Raw genomic sequence first — 14,975 nt, 5'->3', positions numbered from 1 at the left:
ACGTCGGGGCGTGACGAAGCCATGGTGTCGGCCGGGGACGAACAACCTGATCCTGATCATCTGCGCCGGGAGCTGGCGCAGGCGCGGAGCGACGGCGCCCGCCTCGCCAGGGAGAGGCAGGAGGCGCTCGACCGGCAGGCCGCGACGGCGGAGATCCTGAGGGTCATCAGCGAGGCGCCGACCGACCTGCAGCACGTGCTCGACCGGATCGTCACCACGGCCAAGCGCGTGCTCGACTGCGAGACGGCGGTGGTGCTGCTGCGCGAGGGCGACAGCTTCTACTCAGCAGCCATCATGACCCCGAAGGGGCTGGTCACGGAGCTCTCGCGCAAGCGCGTGCCCATCGACGTCGAGGCGAACTTCCCCTCCCGGGCCCTGGTGCAGAAGCAGGTCCTCCACATCCCGGACTGGTCGCTCATCGCGCTGCCCGAGCACGAGCGCCGGGTCCAGGCGGAGCTGGGCGTGAGGTCGGCGCTCTACCTGCCGTTGATGCGGGGGAACGAGTGCCTCGGGCTGCTCGCGCTGGTGGGCAGCCGGCCGAACAACTTCGGAGCGTTGGAAGTGGCCCAGGCCGAGGCGTTTCGCGACCAGGCCCTCATCGCCATCGCCAACGCGCGCCTATTCGAGGATCTGAAGGCGCGCACCCATGAACTCGCAGGCTCGCTGGAGGAGCTCCGGACGGCGCAGGACCGGCTGGTCCAGACCGAGAAGCTCGCATCCCTCGGGCAGCTGACCGCCGGCATCGCCCACGAGATCAAGAACCCGCTCAACTTCATCAACAACTTCTCGCTGCTCTCGTCGGAACTCGTGGGCGAGCTGCTGGACCTGCTCGACCGCGCCCCGCTGGATGGCGACCTGCGACGGGACGTCGAGGAGATCGCGGGCCTGCTCAGGGGCAACCTCGAGAAGGTCGCGAGCCACGGACAGCGCGCGGATTCGATCGTCAGGAACATGCTGCTGCACTCGCGCACCGGCGCGGGCGAGCGGCGCGAGGTCGACGTCAACGCGCTCGTCGACGACGGCGTGAACCTCGCCTACCACAGCGCCCGCGCCGACTGGCCGGGCTTCAACGTCAGGCTGGAGCGGATGCTCGATCCCGCCGCGGGGCGGGCCCTCGTGCTGCCGCAGGAGATCACCCGCGTCCTCCTCAATCTGATCGGCAACGCGCTCCATGCCGTCCGCAAGCGCGCCGAGCACGCCGGACCGGCGTACGAGCCGAGCGTCACCGTGGCGACCGGCGGCACGGCCGACACCGTCGAGATCCGGGTGCGGGACAACGGGACGGGCATTCCCGACGACGTCGGGCAGAAGATGTTCGAGCCTTTCTTCACGACCAAGCCGGCGGGCGAGGGCACGGGCCTCGGCCTCTCTCTCAGCCATGACATCGTGGTGAAGCAGCACGGGGGCCGCATCGACGTCGTGACGGAGCCCGGATCCTTCGCCGAGTTCGCCATCCGGCTGCCGCGCGGCAGCGTGTCGGGGGACCGGACGGACTGAGCCGGCATCGGCGCGAGGGCGGGTCGGTCAAGATGTCGCAGGCGGCGGCCGAACCGCCAAGGGAGCGGCGGTCCGGGCACCTCTCCGCAGCACGGCGACAGGGCCTGCAGATGTATGCAGTTAGACAGAGCTGCTTGAAGTCCGCCGCCGCCTGCCTTTACCGTGGCAGGGGCTGCACACCGGGGGGCGGATGAGCGACGACCACGGAGAGGAGCACGACGGATCGCAGGCGATCGTTGCGGGTCCCTACATCGCTCCGGAGATCCTGCAGGGCGTCGATCTCCCCGCCCGACGCCAGAAACTCGCCAGGATCATCGAGAGCGACATCGTTCCACGCCTGATGACCCTGCACGGCGGCAAGGCGCAGGCCCCGTCCGCAGACGACGCACGCCCGACGGTCGACGAGGTCGCCACCCTCGCCCGGATGATGATCGATCCCGACGTCGGCCCCTCGTCGAACTACGTCAGCGAACTCAAGGGACGCGGTCTTTCGACGGAGCGCCTGTTCCTCGACCTGCTCTCGCCAACGGCCCGCTGCCTCGGCGCGATGTGGGAGAACGACAAGTGCGACTTCATCGACGTCGCGCTGGGCGTCGCCCGCCTGCAGCAGGTGCTCTCGGCCTTCAGCGCGTCGATCCCCGCCCCCGCCGTGATCGAGAAGCGCCGGGTCTGCATGATGACGCTGGGGGGCGAGGGACATTCCTTCGGCATCTCCATGGTGGAGACGTTCCTGCGCGCCGGCGGCTGGCGGGTCGACTCGCGCCGCGGCGTGGAACTCGCCGAGATCCCCGGCCTGATGGCGGGCACGTGGCACGCCGTGGCGGGCCTGACCATCGGAACCGACGGGAGCCTCGACGAACTCGCGGCGATCATCCGCTCGATCCGCCAGACGTCCTGCAATCCGTGCATCGGGATCATGGTGGGCGGCCCGCCCTTCGCCGAGCATGCCGAACTCGCCGCCCGGGTCGGCGCCGACGCGACGGCGATCGACGCGCCCACGGCCGTGTTGCTGGCCCAGAGGCTCTTCGACCTCGGCGCACGGACGAACTGGCGCGCGCGCGACGGATCAGGCGACCGCGCAGGCGCGCCCTGAGGGCCGGAGGCGTCAGCAAACGCGAGCGGGCGACGACGGCCATCGGCCGTGCCGCTGTCAGGGAACGGTGAGCAGAGCGGAGCGCCCGTCAGGCGGCGCCGGGCTTCTTCTTGCGGGCCGTCCTGGGAGCGGGCGGAGGGGGCGCGGAAAGGGCGGCCTCGGCGTCGCGGGCGAGGCGCAGGGCGCGCAGGCGCTCGGTCTTGGCGGCGAGCGCGGCGGCCGCGTTGGCCTGCTCGCGGATGCGCTCCTCGACCTGCCGGTCACGGGCCTCGGCCCTGGCGAAACGGGCATCGGCCCGCGCCTTGGCGTCGAGGGGGAAGGGTCGTGTGTCTGCCATGAAATCCGTCTCCCGGTGCAGGCTGTAGAACGGTCGGGCCTGCCACGCGTGCCGGGCTCCCGGCCCGGCCGGATCAGCTGTCGCGTCCCGCCGCAGGCGGTTGGGACCGGGGCGGCGACCCGGAGGCTGAGCCCCCGGATCGCCTGTCGTTCGCGTGTCAGGCGTTCTGGATGTTGCTGACGGCCATCTTGCCGTTGCGACGATCGACCTGCGTCTCGAAGATCACCTTCTGGCCCTCGCTGAGCGTGCGCATGCCGGCGCGCTCGAGAGCCGTGGCGTGGACGAAGGCATCCGGGCCGCCATCATCCGGGGAGATGAAACCGAAACCCTTCATTTCGTTGTAGAACTTCACGGTGCCGTGGGTCATTTGAGTATTTCCTTTGTTCAGCGACGTGCGCTACGAGCCAGGTGGAACGCCACCTGCTCTTCAGGTCGAATTTTGGAGAGAGAGTTCTGAACGCGCGCCTAGCTGAAGCGTAGGGCCACGGCCTGATTTTCTGGCCAAAGTCGATGGGGTTTATATAGATGCATCCAGAAGAATTGCAAGGTCGAATTCAAAAACTCGGAAAATACGTGAAGCGACGGACCGAAAATCGCTTCAAACCCGCCTGTCCCGATGGAGTTCGGGCCCCCCGGCAGATCCGCAACATGCGGCGTCGGGACGCGGGCGGATGACCCTCGGCCCTCCACAACTCGTCCGTGCGGGATCTGCATGGGTCTGAAGGCCCGTGCTACGCTCACGCTTGCCGGGGGGTGCCGCGAGACAGGACGACTGGCGGCAGGATGCTCCGGCCAACTCCGCCGCGAACCGGCGACCGCAGGAGGACAGCATGGCCAAGTACATGTGGACAGGCAGTTACACGGTGGAAGGCACCAAGGGGGTGATCGCCGAGGGCGGGACATCGCGCCGGGCGGTGGTCGAGAAGATGCTGGCGGCGATGGGCGGCAGGCTCGAGTCCTTCTACTTCAGCTTCGGCGGCGACGACGTGGTCATCATCGTCGATGCGCCGGACAACGTGAGCGCTGCGGCCGTCGGCCTGACGGTCGCCGCCTCCGGCGCGGTGCGCGGCCGGATGACCGTGCTGCTGACGCCCGAGGAGATCGACAAGGCGACGAAGAAGTCACCCGCCTACCGCGCCCCCGGCGCCAAGCCGAAGCGGGCCGCGAAGAAGGGCTGACCGCGGTCGCGGCAGGCGCGGCAGGGTGCTGGTGCCGGCACCGCATTCGAGGATGCAGGCGGGACGGCGACACCGGTCCGGCTGCATCCCCGGGGTCAACCGGGCCGCGAATCCCAAGCGCCGTGGGTCTCCCGCGCTGCAGCGGGGTCCCGGCGGGGACGGAAAACGGCGGCGGCCTGGGGCAGGCCGGTTGAACAATCCAGCCGCCATGAGACAGTGCCGCCTGCGGCCCGCCGAAGAGGCCGCGGGAGGACGCCATGGCCGACGACACCACCACCGCACGCCCCGACGACGCCACCGCGGAGGTGACCCCGTGGGGGCGGCGGATCCATGGGCCGACGCTGCCCGGGCAGGGCGTGCGCTGCCGGCGCGAGACGCCGCTCTCGCCGGACGAGGTGGAGGAGGTGGCGGGGATCATCGCCACCGGCCGGCGCGAACGCAGGACCATGACTCTGCCCGAGCGCCTGCGCACGCGCGACTGGGGCAGCATCGAGGCCGTGATGGACCGCCTCAACGAGACGCTCGGCTGGCCCTCCGGCGGGTGGAAGATCGGTGCGGCCAGCGTCGAGGTGCAGCGGGCGGAGGGCATGCCCGGCCCCGCGCCGGGGATGCTGCGGCGGGACGCGATCCATGCGAGCCCGGCCGTGCTGCCGGCCCACCTGTTCATCAACTACCGCTGCTCGGAATGCGAGTTCGCCTTCCGCATGGGGGCCGACCTCAGGCCGCGCGACACGCCCTTCTCCGAGGACGAGGTGGCGGAGGCTGTGGAGGCGCTGCTGCCGGCGCTGGAGATCGGCGACACGGTGTTCGACGACTGGTACGCCGCGAGCGGCTACCAGGGCTCCTCCCTCGACAATGGCGGGGCGGCGGCGCTCGTCCACGGCGCGCCGGTGCACGACTGGCGCCGGCTCGACCTGCCCAACGCGCGCATCGACCTCCATCTCAACGGCCAGTACGTCAAGTCGGGTCACGGCCGGGCGGCCATGGGCCACCCCCTCACCTCGCTGACGTGGATGGCGAACTGGCTGCGCGAGCGCGGCCGCACGCTGCACGCGGGCGAGATCGTCAGCACCGGCACCTGCACCGGCCACTTCTTCGCCGCCCGCGGCGACCGTCTCACCATCGACTACGGCGAGATCGGGCGGGTCGAGGTGACGTACGGCTGAGGCAGAGCGTGGCCTGCGCTGAATCCCCTTCCCGGCCTGCTGCGCAGGCCGCCGGGGATGACGACGGAGCGATGGCCCGGCGTCAGGGGATCTCGAGGGAGAGCAGCGGCGCGTATTGCTGCGCGCCGAAGATGTCGCCGTCGCCCGCCGATCCGGAGGGACGCTCGCGCAGGATCGTGAACTTGATCGCGAAGGCCGGGTCGAAGGCGACGAAGTCGGTGATGCGCCGCTCGTCGATGCCGTAGAGCGCGGCCATGCTGGCGCGGGTCAGCACGTTGGAGGCCCGCACGCGGTCGTAGGTCGCGCGGTCCGTGAAGATGATGTCGAAGGTGATCTTGTCCGTCCCCGCGTTCTTGGAGCGGATCGTCTTGGCGAGATCGGAGAGCCTCGTCGGCATGGCGGGCGTCCTCCCTTTCAGTGGCCGATGGTGGTCATGTGGCAGGGGAAGAGTTCGAGCGGATCGTCGACCCCCACGGTGTGGTTCAGCGTCCAGCGATAGGCCGGGCTCGCCCGCATCACCTCGTCGAGCGCGAAGGCGACGGAACCGGCGGTGCCCTTCACCTCCGGCAGGCGGGCGTAGAACATCTGCCGCGTGCCGGTCATGCACACCTCCTCGGCCATCTCGGCCGTCGGCGCGACGCCCTGCACCATCACCGCGATCTCGTGCGCCGGCTCGCCACGCAGCGGCTCCATGGCGCCCATGACCCCGTTGCGGCCGTAGACCGTGTAGTGGAGCTCGTAGGGCGCGTTGCCGAAGCGCTCGCGCGCCTGCTCGCGGGCCCACTCGATGACCTTGTCGACGTTGGCGATCGTGTAGGGGTCGCGGATGCCGACGATGCCGACGAAACGCTCGCCGACCTTGCCGGCGCCCTCCAGCTTGACGCGGACGCGGCCCGCCGGCTCGAAGCGCGGGCCGGTGACGCGGGTCGTCTTCGGGCCGACCTCCTCGTAGCGGCAGTCGCTCATGTCGAGGCGCCCGCCGGCGACGTACTCGTAGAACGGATTGGAGCGCTCGTACATCGCGTGGCCGGCGACGGAGGCCACGGTGCAGCGCTGGTCGGGGTGCATCGCGGTCACCCGCACCTCGCCGTCCGTGATCTCCCCCAGCACCGTCTCCTTGCCGCCATAGGGCTCGGCGCAGAAGGACGCGCACTCCAGGACCTTGCCGAGATAGTAGGAGAGCGCCTCCGGATAGCCGGCGCGGATCGCCGGCGCCGCGAAGATGGCGCAGTCGCTGGACCGCCCGCCGATGATCACATCGGCACCCATGTCGAGGAGGCGGATGAAGGGGTGCACCCCGGCCATCGCCACGACACGCTCGGTGGCGTCGAGTTCGGCCTCGGTCAGGTCCTCCCGCGCGTCGAGCCCCGTCACCGCATCGCCGGAGCGGATCTTGCCGCGCAGCCATTCGCGGTCCACCTCGGAGTAGAAGTACCCGAGCCTGAACGGCGGCAGCCCGTGCTTCGCCGCGAGTTCGCGGATGACGCGGACATAGAGGTCGACGCGGCTGTTCGTGCCGGTGTCGCCGGCCGAACCGATGATCATCGGCACGCCCTTCCGGCGCGCGGCCAGCAGCATCATCTCCAGGTCGTGCGTCTGCCACGCGAGCGGGCTGGTGGAGGTGTCGGAGCCCAGCGGGCCCGGACCCACGTCGTCGCTGCCGGAATCGGCCGCGATGATGTCGGGACCCGCCTCCACCCCGATGGCGAAGCTGCCGGCCCTCGAGGGCGCGAAGCCCAGATGTCCGTTGGGACAGATGACCTTCATCGAGCGCGACACTGGAACCTCCTCAGGCTTTGTCGTGGGATGCGGCATCGGCGAGGCCGAGCCGCAGCATCTGGTGGCGCAGCGCATGGCGCGACAGGCGCAGCGCCGCGGCGGCACGGGCGACGTTGCCGCCGTGGGCAGAGAGCGTGCGGGCGACGAGATCGCGCTGCCATGCGCGCGTCGCGCCGTGGAAGTCGGAGACGGGGGCAGAAGCGGGCGTGCTGCCGGCAACGCCGGCTTCGCCCGCGGCCACGGAGCGGTGCACGCGCGCCGGCACGTGGCCGAGCTCGACCCTGTCGGCCTCCTCCAGCGCCACGATGCGTTCGAGCAGGTTCTGCAGCTCGCGCACGTTGCCGGGCCAGCGGTACACCGCGAACAGGGTCTCCACCTCGGCGGCGATCGTCATCGGCGCGCGGCCGTAGCGCTCGCACAGCTCCCGCAGGAAGTGGTTGGCGAGGAACAGGATGTCGTCGCCGCGCTCGCGCAGGGGCGGCAGGTTGATCGCGATCACCTGCAGCCGGTAGTAGAGGTCCTCGCGGAACCGGCCCTCCCGCACCTCGCCGAAGAGGATGCGGTTCGTCGCGGCGATGAAGCGCACGTCGACCGTGATGGGCTCGACCGAGCCGATCCGCCGGAAGCGCTGGGTGTCCATGAGCGTCAGCAGCTTCGCCTGCAGGACCGGGCTCAGTTCGCGGATCTCGTCGAGGAAGAGCGTGCCGCCGTGCGCCGCCTCGACGAGGCCGACCTTCTTGGCCGCCGCCCCGGTGAACGCTCCGCGCTCGTGCCCGAACAGCTCGGACTCGACGAGCTCGCCCGGAATCGCCGCGCAGTTGATGTCCATGAACGGCCCGGCGCCGCGCGCCGACAGCTCGTGGATGGCCCGGGCGACGAGGCCCTTGCCCGTGCCCGTCTCGCCATAGATCAGGATCGTGCGGGCCGGGCTGCGCGCGGCCTTGCCGACGAGGCGCCGCACGTCCTCGACGGCCGGATGACGGCCCAGGATCTGCTGGAAGGCGGACGCGGCGGCCCTCACGGCTCTCCCCCCGCCACCATCTCGGCCAGCGTCGCCGTCTCCCAGGGGGCGGCGCAGGGCCCGCCGCGCGCGAAGGCGACGGTGCGGTCGCCGGTGCGGTAGACCACCCCGGACACGGTGTGCGCGCCGTCCTCGCCGCCATGCCGGCACAGCGCCTCGCGCCGGCCGTCGCCATGGTCCGCGAGCGTGCGCTTCGCTGCGGCGATGGCCGCGTCCGCCGCGGGCCAGGCGGGAGCGAGAACCGCCGCGAGCGTGTCGCGCCGTCCCAGCGTCGAGCGCAGCGCCGCCGGCGAGAGGCGGGCGCGCACGGCGGCTGGGTCCTCGCACCAGAAGTGGTTGCTCCGGAAGGCCGGTACTCCGCGGTTGATCCGCGCGCGATCATGCAGGAGTTCCACCGCGGCGACGTCGCCCGACGCGTCCGCGAGGACGAGGCTGCCGCCGCCGCCGTGGCGCGCGCCGGCGATGAGGTCGCAGGCCTCCGACACCGTGCGGCAGGAGGCGAGGAGCCGCGTCATCAGGAAGTAGCGGGGCCAGCCCACCCCGTGCAGCGGCGCCTGGATGGCGGTGTCGGCCAGCGCCAGTCCGGCCTCGTTGAGGCCGGACGAATAGACGCCGGGAGCGCCGAGCGTGCCGACGCAGAACACCGCCCCTCCCCGCGCCTGCGGGTCCCGGTGCAGGAACGTCTCCTGCCAGTTGCGATGCGGCCCCGAGAGGTCCCGGTTCTTCGCGAGCAGGGCACCGCCGGCCGCCTGCGGAAGGGCGAAGGCCGAGCATCCGTCCGTCTCGAACGCGCCCGACAGCGGCGAGAGGTGGAAGAGGGCGAAGAGCATCCGCGGGTCGATGCCGAAGCCCTCGCAGACGCCTTGCAACTCGGCGAGTTCCGGTCCGCACTCGCGCTCGGCGAAGGCGCGCTGCCGATCGAGGAAGAGGCGCGCCTCCGGCGTCTCCAGCACGGGGCGGGCGGCGTGATAGCGCTCCTCCACGGTGGCGCGAATGCCCGGCACGGCGCTGCCGGCCACGGCGGCCTGGGCAAGCCCGCGCGCATGGGGTGCGCCCGACAGGACGCAGGGGCGGAGGCTCGCGGTCATGACGGTTCTCCGTGCAGGTGGCAGGCCGCCGCGTGACCGGCGCCGATCCTCACGGAACGCGGCGCAAGGGTGGAGCAGACGGGCATGGCGCGCGGGCACCGCGTGTGGAAGCGGCACCCCGAGGGCGGATCGAGCGGCGAAGGCAGGTCGCCCTGCAGCCGCATGCGCCGGGTCCCGTCGCGCCCCTTCAGCCGCGGGGCGGCGGCGAGCAGGGCCTGGGTGTAGGGGTGCGCCGGGGCATGCAGCACCGCGTCGCGCGGACCGATCTCGACGATCTCGCCGAGATACATCACGGCGATCCGGTCGGCGAGGCGGCCCACGACCGCGAGGTCGTGGCTGATGAACAGGTAGGTGAGCCCGAACTCCTGGCGGAATGCGAGGAGGAGCTCGAGGATCTGCGCCTGGATCGACACGTCGAGGGCCGAGACGGGCTCGTCGCACACGACGAAGTCGGGCCGGAGGATGAGCGCCCGCGCAATGCCGATGCGCTGCCGCTGCCCGCCCGAGAACTGGTGGGGGTAGCGGCGAAGGTGGTCCGGCGACAGGCCCACGCGCGGCAGGAACGCAGCGGCGCGCGCCTCCGCCTCGCGCCGGCCGGCGCCCTCGTGCAGGCGGACCGGGAGGCCGACGATCTCGCCCACGGAGCGGCGCGGGTTGAGCGACGCGTAGGGGTCCTGGAAGATGATCTGCATGCGCCGCCGGTAGCGGCGGAAGGCCTCGTCGGGCATGCGCGAGACCGGCACGCCGTCGAAGGTCACCTCGCCGCCGTCGGCGCGGTGCAGGTTCAGCACGGTGCGCCCGAAGGTCGACTTGCCGCACCCGGACTCGCCGATCAGGCCCAGCGTCTCGCCGCGGGCGACCGACAGGCTGACGCCGTTGAGCGCGCGCACGAGCTTCGCGGGACGGCGGGCGAGGCGGTCGAACAGCGGCTGCGGCAGCGCGAAGTGCTTGACCACGTCGCGCGCGTCGAGCAGCGGGGCGGCGGCGGGCTCACGCATCGGCAAGCTCCCTCGCGCGCAGGCAGCGGACGCGGCGCTCGCCTGCATCACCGGCGAGCGGCACGGGCACGCGGCACGTCTCAAGCGCCATGTCGCACCGGTCGAGGAACCGGCAGTGCGCGGGCAGGCGCGCGGCCGGCGGCACCTGGCCCGGGATCGGGCGGATCGGCCGGTCCAGCGTGTCGAGGCTCGGCATGGAGGCCAGCAACCCGCGCGTGTAGGGATGCAGCGGCCGCTCGATGACGTCCTGCGTCAGGCCCTCCTCCACGACCTGCCCCGCGTACATCACCATCACCCGCTCGGCCTGCTCGGCGACGACCCCGAGGTCGTGCGTGATGAGAACCACGGCCATGCCGAGTTCGGCGCGCAGGTCGGCGATCAGGTCCAGGACCTGCGCCTGGATGGTGACGTCGAGGGCCGTCGTCGGCTCGTCGGCAATGAGCAGGCGCGGCCGGCAGGCGAGCGCGGTGGCGATCATGATGCGCTGGCGCATGCCGCCGGAGAACTGGTGGGGATAGTCGTCCAGCCGGCTGGCGGCGGCCGGGATGCCGACGAGCCGCATCATGTCGACCGCCTTCTTTCGCGCCTCGTCCATCGACGCTGCGCGACCGTGCGCGAGCATCACCTCGGTGATCTGGGTCGCGACGGTGAAGGCCGGGTTCAGCGCGGTCAGGGCGTCCTGCATCGTGATGGCGATGTCCCGGCCCCGGATCGCCCTGCGTCCGGCCTCGTCGAGCCCGAGAAGATCGACGCCGTCGAACGACAGGCGGGCCGCCTCGACGCGGCCCGGCGGCCGCACGAGGCCGAGCACGCTGAGGAACGTCACGCTCTTGCCCGAGCCGGATTCGCCCACGACGCCGAGGCACTCGCCGGCGCCGACCGTGAGCGAGACGTCATCGACCGCCTTCACGAGCCCCGCGCGGGTGGGGAACGTCGTCCGCAGTCCCTCGACCACGAGGAGCGGGGTGCCGGGCCGGGCGGTCATTCCTGGATCCTCGGGTCGAAACTGTCGCGGAGCGACTGGCTGACGACGTTGATCGCCATGACGAGGAGCAGGATGGCGATGCCCGGGAAGGTGGAGACCCACCATGCGTCGATCAGGAACTCGCGGCCGTCCGCCACCATCGAGCCCCAGGACGCGGTGGGCGGCTGCACGCCGAGGCCGAGGAACGAGAGGCTCGCCTCCAGGATGATGACGTGGGCCACCCGCACCGTGGCCACGACGACGACGGGGGACACGATGTTGGGCAGGATCTCGCGGACCATGATGTGGGCGCGGGAGGCGCCGAGGGAGCGGGCCGCCTCGACGTACTCGAGCTCGCGCGCCGCCAGCGTCTCGCCGCGCACGATGCGGCAGGGCACGACCCATTCCTTGTAGACGAGCGCGAGGACGATGTTCTCGAAGCCCGGGCCCATCATCGCCATGAGGCCGATGGCGAAGATCAGGTAGGGGAAGCCGAGCAGGATGTTGACCAGCCCCATGATCACGGTGTCGACCCAGCCGCCGATGTATCCGGCGGCGAGCCCGGCCAGCACGCCGGCGACCGTCGCCACCAGCACCACGATGGATCCCACCAGGATCGAGACCCGCGCCCCGTAGATGAGGCGCGAGAGGATGTCGCGGCCCAGCGCGTCGCAGCCGAGCGGAAAGGCCCATTCGCCTCCGAGCCACGCCGGGGGCTGCAGGCGGCGGAAGAGGTCGGCCTCGTTGGGATCGTGCGGCGCGATCCAAGGGGCGAAGGCGGCGGCCAGCACGAAGAGCAGGGTCACCAGCATCGCGGCCATGGCGAGGCGGTTCTCCCGGAAGCGCTCGAGGCCCAGCCGGAAGGGCGACTCGGCATCCGCCGGAAGGATCGCCGCGCTCACAGCCGGACCCTCGGGTTGAGGCGGGTGTAGAGCAGGTCGGCGATGAAGTTCAGGAGCACGTAGGTGACGGCGTAGAGGAGCACCGCCGCCTGCACGAGGGGATAGTTGCGGCTGAAGATCGCCTCGACGACGAGCCTGCCGAGGCCCGGCCAGCCGAACACCGTCTCCACGATCATGTTGCCGCCCAGCAGCGAGCCTGTCTCCAGCGCCGCGACGGTGACGGTGGGGATCAGCGCGTTCTTGAGCGCGTGTCGACCGATGACCCGGGCGCGGGTGAGACCCTTGGCCTCCGCGAAGAGCACGTAGTCGGCACGCAGCACCTCGATCATCGAGGACCGTGTCACGCGCATGAGCACCGCCGCCATCGGCAGGGCCAGGGTGAGGGCCGGAAGGGCGATGTGGCGCAGCGCCTGCAGGAAGCTGTCCGGCCGTCCGGCGAGCAGGGTGTCGACGAGGAGAAGGCCCGTCACCATCGGCACCTCGCTGGCGTAGCCGATGCGGCCGGACACCGGGAACCAGCCGAGCTTCACCGCGAACAGCAGGATGAGCAGGATCCCGAACCAGAAGCCGGGCATCGACACGCCGAAGAGCGACCCCACGGTGGCCGTGCGGTCGAGCCACGAGTTCTTCCGCACGGCCGCGAGCACGCCGAGCGGGATGGCGATCAGGAGGGAGAGGAGCAGCGCGGCGAGCGTGAGCTCGATCGTCGCCGGCAGCCGCTCCCCGATGACGTCGATCACCGGCCGCCGGTGGAAGAACGACAGTCCGAACTCGCCGCGCGCCGCGTTGGCGAGGAACAGCAGGAACCGCTCGTGGAGCGGGCGGTCGAGCCCCATGTCGCGGCGGAGCGCGGCCTCCTGCTCCGGCGACGATCGGGAATCCCCGAGCATGATCTGCACCGGATCGCCGGGCGTGAGCGTGATCATGAGGAACACGATCACGCTCACGCCCAGCAGCACCGGGACGAGTCCCGCGATGCGCTCGAGGAGGCGGCCGAGATTCATGCCGTGGATCCTGCCGGTCCGGGCCCGTCAGTCCACGCTGGCGTCGTGGAGGTTGATGCGGGCATCCGCCGACGGAACCCAGCCCTTCAGCCGCTTCGACACCCCGTAGAGATCCTGCGGCAGCCACAGGAAGATCCACGGCGCCTCGGCGTTCACGATGGCCTGCGCCTCCTTGTACATGTCGGCCCGCCGCGCCTGGTCGGTCTCGGTCTCGGCCGCATCGAGCAGCTGGTCGACGCGGGCGTTGGAGAACCCGGCGAAGTTGCCGCGCCCCTTGGTGCGCAGCGTCGGCACCATGATGTCGGACGGATCGAGCGCGCCGTTGCCCCACGAGGTGAGGTAGGCGTCACGCTCGGCGCGCTTGTCGGCGGTCGCCCACATCGGCGAGATCACCGCGCCTTCCCACACCTGCACCTTGGCGCGGATGTTGGCGCGGGAGAGAAGGGCCGCGATGGCCTCCGCCGTCGATTTGAAGGCCCCCGTCGTGTCGATGGTGAACTCGATCCCGTTCGGGTAGCCGGCCTCCGCGAGCAGCTTCCTGGCGGCCTCCGGATCGTAGCGGTACTCGGGCAGGCGGTCGTTGAACGCGAAGGCGTCGGGGCTCATGACGCCGTTGAGGGCGGTGGCCTTGCCCTCGAGGATGCGGTCGATGATCAGCTTGCGGTCGACGGCATGGTTCAGCGCCTTGCGGACGCGCGGGTCGTTGAAGGGCTTCCTGTCCATGTTGAGCGCGACGAAGAAGGTGCGCGTCCCGTTGACGGCCATCACCTTCGCCCGGTCGCTGGCATCCACCTGCTTGATGGCGGAGGCCGGCAGCTCGTTGATGATGTCGACCTCTCCGGCGAGCAGCGCGGCGACGCGCGACGCGTTCTCGGGGATGATCCGGAAGATGACCCGGTCGGGCTTCGCCGGGCCGACGGGCGGGATCGCCGTCGAACCGCCGTAGTAGTTGGGGTCGCGCGCCATGATCACGCTGTCGCCCCGTCGCCACTCGACGAGCTTGTAGGGTCCGACGCAATCGACCTGCGTGGCGAGGGCCGCGTCGCCCACCTTCCTGGCGTGCGCTTCCGAGACCATCTCCTGGAACGGCAGCATCGCCGGCAGGATCGCCCACGGCGCCGAGAGCTTGAGGCGGATCGTCCTGGCATCGACCAGTTCGCTGTCGACGACCGGACCGAGCAGGCTCTGGCGCGGGCTGGTCTGGCCGCCCATCGCGTTCGGCTTCGTGAGGCGGTCGATGTTGAATTTCACGTCCGCCGCGGTGAAGGGCGCCCCGGAGTGCGACTTCAGCCCCTCGCGGATCTTGAACTCCCACGTCTTGTCGTCGACCTGCCGGTACGACTCGGCGAGTTCCGGAACGACCTTCATCGCCGAGTCGCGCGTCAGCAGCCCGTCGCACATGTTGCGGATGATGGTTTCGGTCTCGCGGTTGCGGTGGTTCGCCGGATCGAGCGTCTGCGCATCCTGGCTGAAGCCGACGCGGATCTCGCCGGCCGCCAGCGCCGGCCCGGACGCCGCGCAGACCGCCACCGCGCCCCCGAGCAGCCATGCCCGGGCGGCCGCCGACAGGCGGACACCGCCGAAGGGAATGCCGTTCCTCGTCATCGTGTCTCCTCCCTCGCCTTCATCCGGAGCCCGGCCCCGGAAACGGCCGCGGTTCAATTTCCGTGCCACCGGTACTTCGGCAGGAAAGGCCTTCCAACCCCCGGAAAAGCCTTGGACGGCGGGCGCGGCGGGAGAAGCCTACACCTCACAGCGCGCGCGTTCCACGCATGCAACGCGTGAATTTCACGCCGGCTGAACGCGCTGTCGCGCGCCACCCGGCAGGACGACGGCGCATCCGCCGCAACCGCGCGTGACCATCGCCGGGACCACGGCGCACTGCCGCCCGCAGGCGAGCAGGCCTCGCGCTGCGGTGCCGAGCGCGCTACGAGGATGGCATCGGGAA

General features: G+C 71.0%; 15 protein-coding genes. 4 read left to right on the top strand and 11 right to left on the bottom strand.

What is annotated here, in order from left to right:
* Window positions 1-21: 21 nt before the first annotated feature.
* Window positions 22-1,497: a sensor histidine kinase gene (locus ACX9GQ_RS01840; RefSeq protein WP_459627824.1), complete on the top strand. Its 1,476-nt coding sequence runs from the start codon at window positions 22-24 to the stop codon at window positions 1,495-1,497.
* Between the two features lie 190 nt (window positions 1,498-1,687).
* Complete coding sequence (locus ACX9GQ_RS01835; protein ID WP_459627823.1) at window positions 1,688-2,590, top strand: cobalamin B12-binding domain-containing protein; 903 nt, start codon at window positions 1,688-1,690, stop codon at window positions 2,588-2,590.
* An 88-nt stretch (window positions 2,591-2,678) separates the two neighbouring features.
* On the opposite strand, the gene ACX9GQ_RS01830 is transcribed toward ACX9GQ_RS01835, so the two are convergent.
* Together ACX9GQ_RS01830 and ACX9GQ_RS01825 are read right to left on the bottom strand one after the other, a co-directional pair.
* On the bottom strand, window positions 2,679-2,927 hold the full coding sequence (locus tag ACX9GQ_RS01830; RefSeq protein WP_459627822.1) for a hypothetical protein: 249 nt from the start codon (window positions 2,925-2,927) through the stop codon (window positions 2,679-2,681).
* A 157-nt stretch (window positions 2,928-3,084) separates the two neighbouring features.
* Window positions 3,085-3,294 carry a cold-shock protein gene (locus ACX9GQ_RS01825; RefSeq protein WP_459627821.1) on the bottom strand — a complete coding sequence of 70 codons (210 nt, stop codon included), beginning with the start codon at window positions 3,292-3,294 and terminating at the stop codon, window positions 3,085-3,087.
* Between the two features lie 463 nt (window positions 3,295-3,757).
* Between ACX9GQ_RS01825 and ACX9GQ_RS01820 the strand changes: the two genes are divergently transcribed.
* Both ACX9GQ_RS01820 and ACX9GQ_RS01815 read left to right on the top strand, forming a co-directional pair.
* Window positions 3,758-4,105, top strand: coding sequence for a GYD domain-containing protein (locus ACX9GQ_RS01820; protein ID WP_459627820.1), 348 nt, complete (start codon window positions 3,758-3,760; stop codon window positions 4,103-4,105).
* A 257-nt stretch (window positions 4,106-4,362) separates the two neighbouring features.
* The gene (locus ACX9GQ_RS01815; protein ID WP_459627819.1) at window positions 4,363-5,271 is read left to right on the top strand and encodes a 2-keto-4-pentenoate hydratase; all 909 of its coding nucleotides are present in this window, start codon (window positions 4,363-4,365) and stop codon (window positions 5,269-5,271) included.
* 82 nt (window positions 5,272-5,353) lie between these two features.
* Here ACX9GQ_RS01815 and ACX9GQ_RS01810 read toward each other — a convergent pair whose 3' ends face one another.
* From ACX9GQ_RS01810 to ACX9GQ_RS01770, 9 genes are read right to left on the bottom strand one after another with little or no spacing between them, the layout of a single operon-like run.
* Window positions 5,354-5,668, bottom strand: a complete 315-nt coding sequence (locus tag ACX9GQ_RS01810) for a DUF4387 domain-containing protein (protein ID WP_459627818.1) — start codon at window positions 5,666-5,668, stop codon at window positions 5,354-5,356.
* Between the two features lie 17 nt (window positions 5,669-5,685).
* Window positions 5,686-7,050, bottom strand: a complete 1,365-nt coding sequence (locus tag ACX9GQ_RS01805; protein WP_459627817.1) for an acyclic terpene utilization AtuA family protein — start codon at window positions 7,048-7,050, stop codon at window positions 5,686-5,688.
* 10 nt (window positions 7,051-7,060) lie between these two features.
* The gene (locus tag ACX9GQ_RS01800) at window positions 7,061-8,071 is read right to left on the bottom strand and encodes a sigma-54 interaction domain-containing protein (RefSeq protein WP_459627816.1); all 1,011 of its coding nucleotides are present in this window, start codon (window positions 8,069-8,071) and stop codon (window positions 7,061-7,063) included.
* The gene (locus ACX9GQ_RS01795) at window positions 8,068-9,159 is read right to left on the bottom strand and encodes a C45 family autoproteolytic acyltransferase/hydolase (RefSeq protein WP_459627815.1); all 1,092 of its coding nucleotides are present in this window, start codon (window positions 9,157-9,159) and stop codon (window positions 8,068-8,070) included. The genes ACX9GQ_RS01800 and ACX9GQ_RS01795 overlap by 4 nt, the downstream gene beginning before the upstream one ends.
* A complete protein-coding gene (locus tag ACX9GQ_RS01790; RefSeq protein WP_459627814.1) occupies window positions 9,156-10,157 on the bottom strand; it encodes an ABC transporter ATP-binding protein in 1,002 nt (333 codons plus the stop codon). Before ACX9GQ_RS01790 ends, ACX9GQ_RS01795 begins: the two co-directional genes overlap by 4 nt.
* A complete protein-coding gene (locus tag ACX9GQ_RS01785; RefSeq protein ID WP_459627813.1) occupies window positions 10,150-11,142 on the bottom strand; it encodes an ABC transporter ATP-binding protein in 993 nt (330 codons plus the stop codon). Before ACX9GQ_RS01785 ends, ACX9GQ_RS01790 begins: the two co-directional genes overlap by 8 nt.
* Window positions 11,139-12,023 carry an ABC transporter permease gene (locus tag ACX9GQ_RS01780; protein ID WP_459627812.1) on the bottom strand — a complete coding sequence of 295 codons (885 nt, stop codon included), beginning with the start codon at window positions 12,021-12,023 and terminating at the stop codon, window positions 11,139-11,141. The genes ACX9GQ_RS01785 and ACX9GQ_RS01780 overlap by 4 nt, the downstream gene beginning before the upstream one ends.
* Window positions 12,020-13,027, bottom strand: coding sequence for an ABC transporter permease (locus ACX9GQ_RS01775; RefSeq protein ID WP_459627811.1), 1,008 nt, complete (start codon window positions 13,025-13,027; stop codon window positions 12,020-12,022). The genes ACX9GQ_RS01780 and ACX9GQ_RS01775 overlap by 4 nt, the downstream gene beginning before the upstream one ends.
* A gap of 27 nt (window positions 13,028-13,054) precedes the next feature.
* Entirely contained in the window at window positions 13,055-14,632 is a 1,578-nt protein-coding gene (locus ACX9GQ_RS01770) for an ABC transporter substrate-binding protein (RefSeq protein ID WP_459627810.1), read from the bottom strand.
* Window positions 14,633-14,975: the final 343 nt, after the last annotated feature.

Source organism: Alsobacter sp. R-9 (assembly GCF_054612375.1).
Note: the sequence above shows the minus strand (reverse complement) of the source record. Positions and strands in the feature narration are given on the sequence as shown.

What these genes read in the sequence shown, in the direction of transcription:
- ACX9GQ_RS01790 (WP_459627814.1), bottom strand. Translation starts at nt 10,157, where the DNA reads ATGCGTGAGCCCGCCGCCGCCCCGCTGCTCGACGCGCGCGACGTGGTC.
- ACX9GQ_RS01810 (WP_459627818.1), bottom strand. Translation starts at nt 5,668, where the DNA reads ATGCCGACGAGGCTCTCCGATCTCGCCAAGACGATCCGCTCCAAGAAC.
- ACX9GQ_RS01815 (WP_459627819.1), top strand. Translation starts at nt 4,363, where the DNA reads ATGGCCGACGACACCACCACCGCACGCCCCGACGACGCCACCGCGGAG.
- ACX9GQ_RS01830 (WP_459627822.1), bottom strand. Translation starts at nt 2,927, where the DNA reads ATGGCAGACACACGACCCTTCCCCCTCGACGCCAAGGCGCGGGCCGAT.
- ACX9GQ_RS01770 (WP_459627810.1), bottom strand. Translation starts at nt 14,632, where the DNA reads ATGACGAGGAACGGCATTCCCTTCGGCGGTGTCCGCCTGTCGGCGGCC.
- ACX9GQ_RS01835 (WP_459627823.1), top strand. Translation starts at nt 1,688, where the DNA reads ATGAGCGACGACCACGGAGAGGAGCACGACGGATCGCAGGCGATCGTT.
- ACX9GQ_RS01825 (WP_459627821.1), bottom strand. Translation starts at nt 3,294, where the DNA reads ATGACCCACGGCACCGTGAAGTTCTACAACGAAATGAAGGGTTTCGGT.
- ACX9GQ_RS01840 (WP_459627824.1), top strand. Translation starts at nt 22, where the DNA reads ATGGTGTCGGCCGGGGACGAACAACCTGATCCTGATCATCTGCGCCGG.
- ACX9GQ_RS01820 (WP_459627820.1), top strand. Translation starts at nt 3,758, where the DNA reads ATGGCCAAGTACATGTGGACAGGCAGTTACACGGTGGAAGGCACCAAG.
- ACX9GQ_RS01795 (WP_459627815.1), bottom strand. Translation starts at nt 9,159, where the DNA reads ATGACCGCGAGCCTCCGCCCCTGCGTCCTGTCGGGCGCACCCCATGCG.
- ACX9GQ_RS01785 (WP_459627813.1), bottom strand. Translation starts at nt 11,142, where the DNA reads ATGACCGCCCGGCCCGGCACCCCGCTCCTCGTGGTCGAGGGACTGCGG.
- ACX9GQ_RS01775 (WP_459627811.1), bottom strand. Translation starts at nt 13,027, where the DNA reads ATGAATCTCGGCCGCCTCCTCGAGCGCATCGCGGGACTCGTCCCGGTG.